The following is a 12,760-nucleotide window of genomic DNA, read 5'->3' on the forward strand; positions in this document are numbered from 1 at the left end:
TCACATGAATCCGGACATTCTGAAATTTATCGAAGCCAGCATCAAGACCATCCCCGACTATCCCAAGCCCGGGATCCTGTTTCGTGACATCACCAGCCTGATCGAGAACGCCGAGGCCTTCAAGGCCACCATCGATCTGCTGGCCGATCATTACCGTGATCAGGGGATCACCAAGATCGTCGGCACCGAGGCCCGCGGCTTCATCTTCGGCGCCCCCGTTGCCTTCGCCATGGGGCTGGGTTTCGTGCCGGTGCGCAAGCCAGGCAAGCTGCCCCGCGCCGTCATCGAGGAGTCCTACGCGCTCGAATACGGCACCGACACCCTGCAACTGCACACCGATGCCATAGTCCCCGGTGACAAGGTACTGGTGGTGGACGATCTGCTGGCTACCGGCGGCACAGTCGATGCCACCGTCAAGCTCATCCGCCGCGCCGGTGGTGAGGTGGCCGATGCGGCCTTCATCATCTCCCTGCCGTCCCTCGGTGGCGATGCCCGCCTGACGGAAGCCGGCATCAAGGTGGTCTCCCTGGTCGAACTGGCCGGCGCCTAAGGGGCGGGAGTGCACGGGCGGCAGACGCCACTTGCCATGGGCGCCAGCCGCCTGCCTGATACAGGGAGCCACGACGGGTCGGGCTCCCTGTTGTTTTATGGGGCTCCCATCTTCCGGCTGGCGCGGCGATCCGGGGCGGGAGGATGGCCTTGCTCATCTATCTGGTTGAAATAGCGGCACTTATCCCGGGCTTTGCCGCAACTTGACGCCATGGTCGTTACAGGGCTCTCGCCATTTGTGTTAGCATTCGGCCTCAATGCCCTGTCATCCCCGCATTCAAAGGTTCTATGAGCTATCAGGTTCTGGCGCGTAAATGGCGCCCCCATACATTCGAGCAAGTGGTGGGCCAGCAACATGTGCTGACCGCCCTGACCAATGCCCTGGATCAGGGGCGGCTGCACCATGCCTATCTGCTCAGCGGCACCCGTGGCGTGGGCAAGACCACCATAGCCCGCATCCTGGCCAAGAGCCTCAACTGCGAGCAGGGTATCAGCAGCACCCCCTGCGGTGTGTGCGACACCTGCCGCGAGATAGATCAGGGCAATTTCGTCGATCTGCTGGAGATAGACGCGGCGTCGCGCACCAAGGTGGAAGATACCCGGGAACTGCTCGACAACGTGCAATATCGCCCGGCCCGCGGCCGCTTCAAGGTCTACCTCATCGATGAGGTGCACATGTTGTCGCGTCACAGCTTCAACGCCCTGCTCAAAACCCTGGAAGAGCCGCCCCCCTATGTGAAGTTTCTGCTGGCCACCACGGATCCCCAGAAGCTGCCCATCACCATCCTCTCCCGTTGCCTGCAATTCCACTTGAAGAGCCTGGATCAGGGGCTGATCGCCAAGCAGCTGGCCTGGGTGCTGGAGCAGGAGGGGCAGCCCTTCGAGCCGCGCGCCTTGCAGGCCCTGGCCAAGGCGGCCGATGGCAGCATGCGCGATGCCCTGAGCCTCACCGATCAGGCCCTGGCCCACGGCAATGGCCGGGTGGGGGAGGCGAGCGTGCTGGCCATGCTCGGCACCCTGGATCATCACCACCTGCACCAGTTGCTGGAGGCGGTGCTGCGCCAGGATGCCCAGGCCACCATGGCCAAGATAGGGGAGATAGCGACCCTGGGGCCGGATTTTGATCAGCTCCATGCCGAGCTGGAAGCTTTGCTCCATCGCATCGCCCTGGCACAACTGCTGCCGGCCAGCGTGCAGGAGCAGGGGATGGAGGCGGATGCCCTGATGCAGCTTTCCAAGGCCATGAGCCCGGAGGAGGTGCAGCTCTGCTATCAAATCGTGCTGGGGGGGCGCAAGGACTTGCCCTGGGCCCCGGACGGTCGCACCGCCCTGGAGATGACCTGTCTGCGCATGCTCGCCTTCTCGCCCCGGTGCGACCCGATACCCCCGGCAAGCCTGGGCGCCCTGCCGACACAGGCGGGGCAGGGGGCCGCTCCCCTGGGGTTGGGAAAGCCGCAACCGGCTGAACCTGCCCCGGCGCTCGCCCGTGACAGCGCCGCCGCCCCGGCGCCTCTTCCGCCAGCCGAGGAGGTCAAGGCCCGGCCGGCGCAGGCGGATGCCTCTGGCGCAGCAGTGGGTGACGCAGCCCCCCTGGCACGGCCAGGGGAGAGCGAGCTGGTGAGCCCGCCCAGCCAGGTTGAGGAGATGACAGGCGAGGCGCTCTCCCCGCTCTTTGCCGAGCAGGAGGCGCTGTTGCAGGCAGCGAGCGAGATGGGCTATCGAGACGCGCCTTCTGCCCAGATCGGGAGCGTGCCTGCGGGTCCGCAGGCAGAGTCGCCAGCGCATACGTCCGGGAGCGGGCAGCCGCCTGCCCCCTATCCCGATCAGGGCGAGGCTGGGGGACTGACGCCTTCAGTGCCCCGGCAGGGGGAAGGGCCGGCCCCCCAGGGGATGCCCGCCGCAGCCGACACGGCTTTGGGCGAGGAGCGCGCCGGGGGCGGCATCATGAGCCTGCTTGGCACCCGCAACATGCTGCGAAGCCGGCTGCGGGCCTCGGAAGGGGCGACCAGACCCGCAACCAGATCGGCGGCGATGGCTGAAGGGACTGCGCCAGGGACTGCCCAGGTGAGTCTTGGGGCCTCGGCCAAGTCTGATGTCGCCGAGGCGCCCGCGGCCATCCCGAGCCCGGCGGCGCCGGCCTCTTCTGCCGCGGGGGAGACTCCCTGGCAGGGAGATTGGTCCTATGATGTCCCAAGCGAGCGGGACGAGGGGGACCTTCAGGCCTATCAGGAGTACCTGGCCCAGGGTGAGCCGAGCGCGCCAGCGTCCGCGTTGGCGACGCCGAGTGGGCCGCGCAGTGCCAGCCAGGGCGGGCGCGAGGCGGACTCTCCCCCCTGGGATCCCGACGGTCCCTCGACCGGGGCGCAGCACCCCGTCGACCATGGCGCCCCTGCGGCTCCTGGGCCTGCTCCCACCCCCGTCTCGCCCCCGGCGCAGGGGAACGCTGCCCCGGCCAGGGCAGAGACGGCGGTTCCGACCCTCGAGACCATCGACTGGAACGCCATCGAGAGCGAGCAGGAAGAGGAGGTGGGGGACGAGCCGAGCCGACTCATCCCCGCCAGTCTGCTCGCCAGTTGCGGCGATCCCTGGAGCGAGCTCATCGCCCGCACCCGGGTGGGGGGCCGACTGCGTCAACTCGCCATCAATGCGGTGATGAGCCAGCAGGAGGAGCGGGTCTTGCTGACCCTCAAACCCGAGCTGCGTCATCTGGTGAGCGATCGCGCCCTGGCCGAGCTCGCGACCATCATAGGCCCAGAGCTTGGTCGCGAGGTGCGCATCGAGGTGACCCTGGGCACTGTGCCCGAGCAGGAGACGCCGCTGGAGATAGAGCATCGCCTCTACCTCGGGGTGCTCGAGCAGGCGGGGCGGGATCTGGAGCAGGATCCCAATGTGCAGTTTTTACGTCAGCGATTCGGTGCCGAGCTCCACATGGAGAGTATCGAGCCCCTCAATCGCTGAATCAGGTGCGGGGAGTGCGCTCCCCGCTTGAAATGCCGCTCGGCCGTCCCCATCTAGGACAGACGAGCCTAACGCCCGGCCAGGTGCGCCGGATTTCAACGCGAGAGACGACATATGTTTGGTAAAGGTGGAATGGGTAACCTGATGAAACAGGCCCAACAGATGCAAGAGCGCATGCAGAAGATGCAAGAGCAGCTGGCCCTGATGGAAGTGACGGGTGAAGCGGGCGCTGGCATGGTCAAGGTCACCATGACCGGCAGCCACAGCGTGCGTCGCATCGAGATCGATCCCTCCCTGATGGAAGATGACAAGGAGCTGCTGGAAGATCTGGTGGCCGCCGCCTGCAACGACGCCGTGCGCCGGGTCGAAGAGCAGAACAAGAGCAAGATGGGCGAGCTGACCGGTGGCATGCAGCTGCCCCCCGGCATGAAGCTGCCGTTCTAAGGCGCTTGCCAGTCGAGTCAAAGAGGGGCCCCTGTGGCCCCTTTTTCATTGGGCGCCGGCCATCATGGCGGGTGCAATCTGGCGCAGGATGGCTACAATAGCGCCCTCTCATTTTCCCCCTCAGGGAGCCCCTTGTGCTGGCCCAACGCTTCGAACGCCTCGATCACCTGCTGACCGTCTGTCGCCCCTGGTGGCAATACCAGCCCTATCATCACCTGGCGATCGCCTTTGCCGGCGAGGCTCCCGAGCTGGCGGCCCTGCTCGACGGCCTGAGCCTGGAGGAGCTGAACCGGCTCGATGGCGACATGGCTGCCCTGGCCAGTCTGCTGGCCCCCTGGATCCCCCAGGGCGCCGAGTTGCAGGCCCTGAGCGAGTTGACCCGCTTTGAGGCCGACCCCGTCGAGTGCGGCAAGGCCATGGCATTGCACATGCCGGGTCGCAAGCAGGCCCAGATCGAGGCCTTCACCGGCTGCCTGCCCCCCCATGCGGGGCCCTACCTGGAGTGGTGCGCCGGCAAGGGACACCTGGGTCGGCTGCTCTCGGTTCACCGCCGTGCCGAGGTGACCAGCCTGGAGTGGCAGGGGGCGCTGTGCGAGGAGGGACGCAGGCTCGCCGAGCGGGACGGCGCCCGCATGCGCTTCATCGAGGCCGATGCCTTCGCCGCCGAGTCGGTGGCGCTGATCGCCCCAGAGCATCACGCCATGGCGCTCCATGCCTGTGGCGAGCTGCATACCCACCTGCTGGAGGGGGTGGCGGCGCGCGGTGCCCGCGGCGTGACCCTCTCCCCCTGTTGCTATCACCTGATCCGGGGAACCCACTATCGCCCCCTCTCCCGGGCGGCCCGGGCCAGTGCCCTGGGGCTGAGCAAGGCAGACTTGCGCCTGCCCCTGCAAGAGACGGTCACCGGCGGCGCCCGCATCGCCCGCTTGCGGGAGCTGGAGGTGGTGTGGCGCCTTGGCTTTGACTGCCTGCAGCGCCAGGTGCGCGGGGTGGATGCGTATCTGCCTGTGCCCAATATGCAAAAAAGCCTGCTCACCGGCAGCTTCGAGGCCTTCTGCCGCTGGGCCGCCGAGCGCAAGGGGATAGCCCTGCCTGCCGGGCTCGACTACGACGGCCTGCTGGCCCGGGGGGAGGCGCGTTATGGGGACGTCGCCCGCATGGAGCCGGTGCGCCACCTGTTTCGCCGTCCTTTGGAGATCTGGCTCGGGCTGGATCGCGCCCTCTTCCTGCAAGAGCAGGGCTACCGGGTGGAGCTTGGCGAGTTCTGCGCCAAGCCCATGACCCCGCGCAACCTGCTGATCCGCGCCGTGCGTGGCTGAGTCTGCCTTGGCCAGGCCGGTGGTGGGGATAGGGTTGCCCCCTGATTTGCTTGGTGTTTATCCCCTTGCCTCGCTCCGTTTCCCAGAGGGAAACCGTGCTGGCGGGGCGGCGCACAGCCTTCTTGCTGATGGATTGATCAGGCAGTGAGTCGGCTCACAAATTCATCAGATTTCTTATTTTTCCCTGTAAATTTAGTTCTTGACCTGCCTATGCTCGGCTGAGTTTTCATCTGAGACAAGGACGGTTACCCATGTTGAACATCACCCGTTGCGCCTGGCTGGTGGCCGCGGCCTGCGCCCTGCCAGGCCACGCCGCCATGACTATCCAGCCAGATCCCGAGCTGGCCGGGGGCTATGTCATCGCCCAGGCCGATGTCGAGGCGCAGGCCCAGGCCAAGACGGCCAACCCCATGTATGCCCTCTGGTCCAAGGCGCTGGCGACCCGGCCCAACACGATCGTGGAGGCCATTTATCCCAGGGCGGCGAGCAATCCTGACAACGTCAAGCGGGTCGAACGGGTGTTCCCAGAGTCCGAATGGGACTTTCTGACCCAGATGGCGGCGCCGGAATACACCTATGAGCGTTTCTTGCGGGCGGTGGGCAAGTTCCCGGCGTTCTGCGGAGAGTACACCGATGGCCGCGACGCCGATGCCATCTGCAAGAAATCCATCATCACCGCCTTCGCCCACTTTGCCCAGGAGACCGGCGGCCACATCGCCAAGGAGAACGTCTCGGACAACCCTCTGGCCCTGGAGGAGTGGCAACAGGCCCTGGTCCATGTGCGCGAGATGGGCTGGGCCGAGGGGCAGCTGGGCTACACCACGGGCTGCGGCCAGAATGACTGGCAGAACAAGAAGTGGCCCTGTGCCAGCGGACAGGGGTATTTTGGCCGCGGTGCGAAACAACTCTCCTATCACTTCAACTACGGCGCCTTCTCCGAGGCCATGTTCGACGGCGATGCCAGCGTGCTGCTAAACAACCCCGGGCTGGTGGCGGACTCCTGGCTGAATCTGGCTTCCGCCATCTGGTTCTTCCTGACCCCGCAGGCCCCCAAACCCGCCATGCTGCACGTGATCGACCGCACCTGGGTGCCTTCCCAGCGCGAGCAGGATGCGGGCATCGGCTACGGCTTTGGCACCACCATCAACGTCATCAACGGCGGCATAGAGTGCGGCGAGCAGAACAAGGACAAGGGGCAGCCGGTCAATCGCATCCGCTACTGGGAAGGGTTGGCCGCTCACTACCAGATCCCGGTCGCGAGCGACGAGAAGAACACCTGCTGGCAGCAGACCCCCTATGGCAGCCTGAACCTCAATGGCGCCACCGACGTGCTCTACACCAACTGGGATGGCAACTGGAAATACTACCCGGACCGACCCGGCGGCTATTCGTTCGAGTGCGAGCTGGTGGGATTCCAGACCGCCTATTCGGCCCTGGTGCCGGGGGATTACCAGAAGTGCGTCAGCAACTTCTATGGCTCCCACGCCAACTGGCCCAAGGTGCGCATCGTGGCCGAGCTGACGCCGCCAACCGACCCCTCCACGCCCCCCGTCGGCGGCGTGGCGGCCTGGAGCGCGACCCAGGTCTATGTCGCCGGGGACAAGGTCAGCTTCCAGGGGGCCCTCTACCAGGCCAAGTGGTGGACGCAAGGCAACGAGCCCGGCCAGGGGGATCCCTGGGCCCTGATCCCCGCGAGTTGAATCGGGGGCAGGGGCGCTGCCTTCTCTGCCGTCCTCATGGGGCCGGACTCCGCCGGCAGGGGATGGGCGCCGGGCCCTCAATATGGTCAGTGGCATGGCAGGGGTGGCCATGCTACTCCTCTGTGAACCTGGGCCAGGCACGGTGCCGGCCCGGATCAACCTCAAGGAGGCGTTATGCAAGGACGTTGTCTGTGCGGCGGGATCACCGTCTCGAGCGATGAACACAAGGAGATCAGCCTGTGCCACTGCACCATGTGCCGGCGCTGGTCGGGGGGGCCCATGTTCGCGGTCCATTGCGGCGGCGGGGTGCAGTTCAAGGGCCTGGCCCCTGTGGCCTACCGCTCCTCCGAGTGGGCGGAGCGCGGCTTCTGCCCCACCTGCGGCACCCATCTTTTCTACCATCTGCTGCCGACGGACGAGTACATCCTGTCCGCCGGTCTGTTCCAGACGCAGCACTTCGAGCTGGCCAGTCAGGTCTTCATCGACGAGAAGCCGGACTTTTATGAGCTCAAGAACGAGACGCCCACCCTGACCGGGCAGCAGGTGTTCGATCTGTTTGCCCCCAAGCCCTGAGCCTGTTGCCGTGTCGGCGCAAACCCCGAGGAGAGCCAGTGATGGATGAACAACAGAAGGTGAGGGGGCCTGCCTCCTATTTTCCCGCCATCGAGCAGGCCTACGGCCAGCCGATCGCCCACTGGCTGGCCCTGCTGGCGGGGCGGGAGGAGCGCAAACACATGGCCCTGGTGCCCTGGCTCAAGGCTGAACATGCCATGGGCCACGGCCATGCCAATGCCCTGGTAGCCCACCATCTGGCGCAGCCCGCAGCGCCTCGCGTGGTGTAACGGCGCGCCAGGATGGAGGCCGATCCCGGGCCTCACCCATAAAAAACCACCGCAGCCTGTCGGTGGTTTTTTCATGGCGCCCGCCCAGGGCAACTCCGGGCGGGGAAGGGGTCACTCCTCGATATCCAGCAGCACCAGGATGGCGCTCTCGCCCCCCCATTCCCGGGGGGCCTGATGGAAGGCTCGCACATTGGGATGCTGGGCCAGCCAGCCCGGGAGTCGCTGCTTCAAGATATGCTTGCCGATGCCGTGCATCACGGAGGCGACGTGAAGGTTCTCTTTTCGGCACAGGGTCAGCAGGGCTGACAGCTCCTGCTTGGCCTGATGCTGGTTCATGCCATGCAGATCCAGATAAATCTCCGGCGGATAACTGCCGCGCTTGAGCTTTTTCAGCTCGAAGGTCGAGACGTCGGAACGGACGTAGCGGGTCGGGCCATCCTCTTCCAGATGGGGCTGATATTCATCGCTGAAAAAGTGGTCAACCCCAAGCTTTTCGCGGCTCTCACGCAATTCGCGTTTCTGCTTGACCGGGCGCAACTCGGCCCTTAAGGTATCTTGCTTGATTTTCCGGGTACCTTTGATCGCCTCGCGAAACAGCAGGCTCTCCTCGTCTGTGGGTGAGGGCGTTTTTTTCATCAGAGACTCATTTATCAGGTATGCATCTTGCCCACTATACAGGGGCTCGGGCCGGATATTACTCGACTTGGAGGTGGATTTGGACAAGATATTTATCGACGAGGTGGTTGCCGAGATGCACACCATCCAGGACATGTTGCGCTGGGCCATGAGTCGTTTCAACGACGCCGGTATCTTTTACGGCCATGGTACGGACAACGCCTGGGATGAAGCGGTGCAGCTGGTACTGCCTGCGTTGCATCTGCCGCCGGACGTGGATCCGGGCATGCGCCACTCCCGTCTGACCCCGACCGAACGCCATCGCATCGCCGAGCTCATCATCCGCCGGGTGCAGGAGCGGGTGCCCGCCGCCTACCTGACCAACAAGGCCTGGTATGCGGGCTGGGAGTTCTACGTGGACGAGCGGGTGCTCATTCCTCGCTCCCCCATCGCCGAGATGGTGGCCAACCGCTTCGCCCCCTTCCTGAAAGACGAACCGACCCGGATCATGGATCTCTGCACCGGCTCCGGCTGCATCGCCATCATCATGGCCCACGAATTTCCCCACGCGGAAGTGGATGCCATCGACATCAGCGTCGATGCCCTCAACGTGGCCGAGCGCAACATCAATGATCACGGGTTGGAGCAGCAGGTCATCCCCATCCGCTCGGATCTGTTCCGGGATCTGCCGGCCGGTGACAAGTACGATCTCATCGTCTCCAACCCGCCCTATGTGGACTCCGAAGACATGTCGGATCTGCCGGACGAGTTTCGTCACGAGCCGGAGCTGGCCCTGGCGTCGGGCTCAGACGGTCTCAAGCTCACCAAGCGCCTGCTGGCCCATGCGGCCGACTTCTTGAAGGATGACGGCGTGCTGGTGGTCGAGGTGGGCAACAGCATGATCCACCTGGAGGCCCAGTTCCCCGAGGTGCCCTTTACCTGGGTCGAGTTCGAGAACGGCGGCCACGGGGTGTTCGTGATGACCCGCGCCGAGCTGGTGCAGTATCAAGATCATTTCGCCATCTACAAGAACTAAGCAGGAGCAAGCATGGCAGGGAACAGTTTTGGCCAACTCTTTCGGGTCTCCACCTTCGGCGAGAGCCATGGCCTGGCGCTCGGCGCCGTGGTCGACGGCTGCCCGCCGGGGCTCGAGATAAGCGAAGCGGATCTGCAAATCGATCTGGACAGGCGCAAGCCCGGCACCTCCCGCTACACCACCCAGCGCCGCGAGGCGGACGAGGTGAAGATCCTCTCCGGGGTGTTCGAGGGCAAGACCACGGGCACCTCCATCGGCCTGCTCATCGAGAACACAGATCAGCGCTCCAAGGATTACTCGGACATTCAGGATCTGTTTCGTCCGGGTCACGCCGACTACACCTACCACCAGAAGTACGGTCAGCGTGACTATCGCGGCGGCGGCCGCTCCTCGGCCCGCGAGACCGCCATGCGGGTGGCGGCGGGGGCCATTGCCAAGAAGTACTTGAAGCAGGTGCATGGCATCGAGATCGTCGGTTTCCTCTCCCAGCTCGGCCCCATCAAGGCCGAGGCGTTCGAGCAGGATCAGATAGAGCAGAACCCCTTCTTCTTCCCCGATGCGGGCAAGCTGGAGGCGCTGGACGAGTACATGCGCGCCCTCAAGAAAGAGGGCAACAGCATAGGCGCCAAGGTGGCTGTGATCGCCCGCAACGTGCCGGTGGGCCTAGGGGAGCCGGTGTTCGATCGCCTCGACGCCGACATCGCCCACGCCATGATGGGCATCAATGCGGTGAAAGGGGTGGAGATAGGGGACGGCTTCGCCGTGGTGGAGCAAAAAGGCTCCGAGCATCGCGACGAGATGACCCCGACCGGTTTTGCCAGCAACCATGCCGGCGGCATCCTGGGAGGCATCTCTTCGGGTCAGGATATCCTGGTGAGCATGGCGCTCAAGCCCACGTCCAGCATCACGGTACCGGGCAAGACCATCAATACCAGCGGCGAGGCCACCGAGATGATCACCAAGGGTCGCCACGATCCTTGTGTCGGCATCCGCGCCGTCCCCATCGCCGAGGCCATGCTGGCCCTGGTGCTGATGGATCACCTGCTGCGCCACCGCGCCCAGAATGCCGGGGTGCATACCGCTACGCCGCAGCTGCGCTGATCGCGCAAAGGCCAGGGTGAGTGATCACCAGAGACGACAAGGCGACCCCAGGGTCGCCTTTTTCGTGGGACTGTGCCGGCCTCAGGGCGCCGACGGTGCTGGGAGTCGGGTCGCGTCAAGGTGGCAGCGGGGCGGCGCAAAGGCGGGATCCGGTGGGGGCAGGGCGGCGATGGCGGCATCGATGCGGGCGAATGTCTCCTCGCTCACCGCCTCCCTGGCGAACATCAGGCTGACCGGCTGTCGGTGCAACAGCAGCTGGCAGCGGATGAAGTCGTTGGCCCCCAGCTGAGTCAGCCGGTGATGGGCGTATTGCCACTCCATGATGACCCCATCGAGGCGCCGTGCCAGCAGGAGGGCGATCAGCCTGTCGTCCGAGTTGTATTCGCGGGCGGTCCCCAGGGTGGGACAGGGGTCGCCGAGGGGCAGGGGGCGGGTGCCCCTGAGCTTGCCAAGGCGCAACCCTGATTGCCGGCACAGATCCGCGAGGCTTGTTATCCCTTGCCAGGGGTCGGCGGCCTCTGGCGCAGGCCGATGGCCGAGCAGCACGAAATGGGCGCGCCGGTAGGGGGCGGAGAAGCGGGCGAAGCCTCGGCGCTCCGGGGTGTCCAGGGCCCCCATGGCCACATCCAGCTGGCGACGCTCAATCAGATGCAGGGTGCGGGCCCAGGGGAGGTTGCGAAACATTGGCTCAAGACCGGCCTCGCCGAGGATCTGGCGGGTCAGGGTCACGTCCAGGCCGCCGAGCTCCCCGTCGGCATCGATCTGGCTAAGGGGTGGCCAGTGGCTCCAGGCCACCGACAGTGTGTCCTTGGCGCCAAGGGGCAGGCTCAAGGCGAGCAGCAGGCCGAGGCCAAGTGCGCGGCCAATGATGGTATGTATCCCGAACAAGCAGACCTCCCTGTTGCTGTGTGCCTGGGTTCATCATGGATCCAGACGAGTGACATCATGGTCATTCTGTCCCGCCAGGGGCGGCTTTTCCAACCATGCTGGGAGGCTCATCACATTTTTCTCGTGTAACTGCGCCAACTCCGTTAGACTGCGCCTCTATTCTTTCCCCTTTGCTCTGCTCCCCGGGGAAATCGTTGTTTTCTCCATAGGCCCAGATCTTGTGAGATGGCATCGGCTCGGCAGAGGAGCCCCACCACAAATCCCCGGCGCCCCAAATCCCTAGCAGGTAACTATGAGTTTTACTTCCCTCGGTCTGGCCGAGCCTTTGCTCCGTGCCGTCGCCGAACAAGGCTACGACACTCCGTCCCCCATCCAGCAACAAGCGATCCCGGCCGTCCTGGCTGGCCGTGACCTGATGGCGGCGGCCCAAACCGGGACCGGCAAGACCGCAGGCTTCACCCTGCCCATGCTGCAACGTCTGACCGACAGCAAGCGCAAGGTTTCTCCGAACCGCATCCGCGCCCTGGTGCTGACCCCGACCCGCGAGCTGGCCGCCCAGGTGGGCGAGAGCGTGCGCAACTACGGCAAGCACCTGCCGATCCGCAGCCACGTCGTGTTCGGTGGCGTCAGCATCAACCCGCAGATGATGGCGACCCGCCGTGGTCTGGATGTGCTGGTGGCCTGCCCGGGCCGCCTGATGGATCTCTACAACCAGAACGCCGTCAAGTTCGACGAAGTGGAGATCCTGGTGCTGGACGAAGCGGATCGCATGCTGGACATGGGCTTCATCCGCGATATTCGCAAGATCCTGGCCCTGATGCCGAAGAAGCGCCAGAACCTGCTCTTCTCCGCCACCTTCGCTGAAGAGATCCGCGAGCTGGCCACCGGCCTCTTGGACAACCCGGCGGTGATCGAAGTGGCGCCGCGCAACAGTACGGCCGAGCGCATCGAGCAGCTGGTGCACCCCTGCGACAAGGCCAACAAGATCGGCCTGCTGAGCCACCTGGTCACCAGCAACGACTGGCAGCAGGTACTGGTGTTCACCCGCACCAAGCACATGGCCAACCGGGTCGCCGAGACCCTGGACAAGAACGGCGTCAGCGCCGCCGCCATCCACGGCAACAAGAGCCAGGGTGCCCGTACCCGTGCCCTGGCCGGTTTCAAGGATGGCAGCGTCAAGGTGCTGGTGGCCACCGACATCGCCGCACGCGGCCTGGACATCGACAAGTTGCCGCAAGTGGTCAACTTCGAGCTGCCCAACGTGGCGGAAGACTATGTGCACCGCATCGGCCGTACCGGCCGTGCCGG

Annotated in this window: 12 protein-coding genes; 10 read left to right on the forward strand and 2 right to left on the reverse strand. The window is 65.1% G+C overall.

The genetic code is table 11. The annotated features are described in order from the left end of the window. The first annotated feature begins 4 nt into the window (after window positions 1-4). From apt to BN1119_RS09690, 7 genes are all read left to right on the forward strand, one after another. Window positions 5-550, forward strand: a complete 546-nt coding sequence (apt, locus tag BN1119_RS09660) for an adenine phosphoribosyltransferase (RefSeq protein ID WP_041997151.1) — start codon at window positions 5-7, stop codon at window positions 548-550. 287 nt (window positions 551-837) lie between these two features. Beyond that, complete coding sequence (dnaX, locus tag BN1119_RS09665; protein WP_041997153.1) at window positions 838-3,507, forward strand: DNA polymerase III subunit gamma/tau; 2,670 nt, start codon at window positions 838-840, stop codon at window positions 3,505-3,507. Between the two features lie 114 nt (window positions 3,508-3,621). Further along, window positions 3,622-3,951, forward strand: coding sequence for a YbaB/EbfC family nucleoid-associated protein (locus BN1119_RS09670; RefSeq protein ID WP_041997156.1), 330 nt, complete (start codon window positions 3,622-3,624; stop codon window positions 3,949-3,951). A 134-nt stretch (window positions 3,952-4,085) separates the two neighbouring features. Beyond that, on the forward strand, window positions 4,086-5,270 hold the full coding sequence (locus BN1119_RS09675) for a methyltransferase (RefSeq protein WP_084205385.1): 1,185 nt from the start codon (window positions 4,086-4,088) through the stop codon (window positions 5,268-5,270). 251 nt (window positions 5,271-5,521) lie between these two features. Further along, the gene (locus BN1119_RS09680; RefSeq protein ID WP_084205386.1) at window positions 5,522-6,970 is read left to right on the forward strand and encodes a chitinase; all 1,449 of its coding nucleotides are present in this window, start codon (window positions 5,522-5,524) and stop codon (window positions 6,968-6,970) included. Between the two features lie 174 nt (window positions 6,971-7,144). Beyond that, window positions 7,145-7,543 (forward strand): GFA family protein, encoded by a 399-nt coding sequence (locus tag BN1119_RS09685; RefSeq protein ID WP_041997163.1) that lies wholly within the window; start codon window positions 7,145-7,147, stop codon window positions 7,541-7,543. Between the two features lie 41 nt (window positions 7,544-7,584). Further along, the gene (locus tag BN1119_RS09690) at window positions 7,585-7,812 is read left to right on the forward strand and encodes a DUF4287 domain-containing protein (protein ID WP_041997166.1); all 228 of its coding nucleotides are present in this window, start codon (window positions 7,585-7,587) and stop codon (window positions 7,810-7,812) included. A 111-nt stretch (window positions 7,813-7,923) separates the two neighbouring features. Here BN1119_RS09690 and smrB read toward each other — a convergent pair whose 3' ends face one another. Continuing rightward, window positions 7,924-8,448 carry an endonuclease SmrB gene (gene smrB, locus BN1119_RS09695; protein WP_041997169.1) on the reverse strand — a complete coding sequence of 175 codons (525 nt, stop codon included), beginning with the start codon at window positions 8,446-8,448 and terminating at the stop codon, window positions 7,924-7,926. Between the two features lie 79 nt (window positions 8,449-8,527). On the opposite strand from smrB, the gene prmB reads away from it, so the two are divergent. Both prmB and aroC read left to right on the forward strand, forming a co-directional pair. Further along, on the forward strand, window positions 8,528-9,463 hold the full coding sequence (gene prmB / locus BN1119_RS09700) for a 50S ribosomal protein L3 N(5)-glutamine methyltransferase (RefSeq protein WP_041997246.1): 936 nt from the start codon (window positions 8,528-8,530) through the stop codon (window positions 9,461-9,463). Window positions 9,464-9,475: 12 nt separating this feature from the next. Then, complete coding sequence (gene aroC, locus BN1119_RS09705) at window positions 9,476-10,564, forward strand: chorismate synthase (protein WP_041997171.1); 1,089 nt, start codon at window positions 9,476-9,478, stop codon at window positions 10,562-10,564. An 81-nt stretch (window positions 10,565-10,645) separates the two neighbouring features. Here aroC and BN1119_RS09710 read toward each other — a convergent pair whose 3' ends face one another. Further along, window positions 10,646-11,452 carry a substrate-binding periplasmic protein gene (locus BN1119_RS09710; protein WP_041997173.1) on the reverse strand — a complete coding sequence of 269 codons (807 nt, stop codon included), beginning with the start codon at window positions 11,450-11,452 and terminating at the stop codon, window positions 10,646-10,648. Between the two features lie 292 nt (window positions 11,453-11,744). On the opposite strand from BN1119_RS09710, the gene BN1119_RS09715 reads away from it, so the two are divergent. Then, the coding region (locus BN1119_RS09715) for a DEAD/DEAH box helicase (protein ID WP_041997174.1) at window positions 11,745-12,760 on the forward strand (1,016 nt) is incomplete at its 3' end.

The organism is Aeromonas bivalvium, from assembly GCF_000819765.1.
Classification (GTDB): Bacteria; Pseudomonadota; Gammaproteobacteria; order Enterobacterales; family Aeromonadaceae; genus Aeromonas; species Aeromonas bivalvium.

Excerpts from the sequence above, each read along its gene's own strand:
- apt (WP_041997151.1), top strand. The coding sequence starts at position 5 with ATGAATCCGGACATTCTGAAATTTATCGAAGCCAGCATCAAGACCATC.
- BN1119_RS09685 (WP_041997163.1), top strand. The coding sequence starts at position 7,145 with ATGCAAGGACGTTGTCTGTGCGGCGGGATCACCGTCTCGAGCGATGAA.
- aroC (WP_041997171.1), top strand. The coding sequence starts at position 9,476 with ATGGCAGGGAACAGTTTTGGCCAACTCTTTCGGGTCTCCACCTTCGGC.
- BN1119_RS09680 (WP_084205386.1), top strand. The coding sequence starts at position 5,522 with ATGTTGAACATCACCCGTTGCGCCTGGCTGGTGGCCGCGGCCTGCGCC.
- smrB (WP_041997169.1), bottom strand. The coding sequence starts at position 8,448 with ATGAAAAAAACGCCCTCACCCACAGACGAGGAGAGCCTGCTGTTTCGC.
- dnaX (WP_041997153.1), top strand. The coding sequence starts at position 838 with ATGAGCTATCAGGTTCTGGCGCGTAAATGGCGCCCCCATACATTCGAG.
- BN1119_RS09690 (WP_041997166.1), top strand. The coding sequence starts at position 7,585 with ATGGATGAACAACAGAAGGTGAGGGGGCCTGCCTCCTATTTTCCCGCC.
- BN1119_RS09670 (WP_041997156.1), top strand. The coding sequence starts at position 3,622 with ATGTTTGGTAAAGGTGGAATGGGTAACCTGATGAAACAGGCCCAACAG.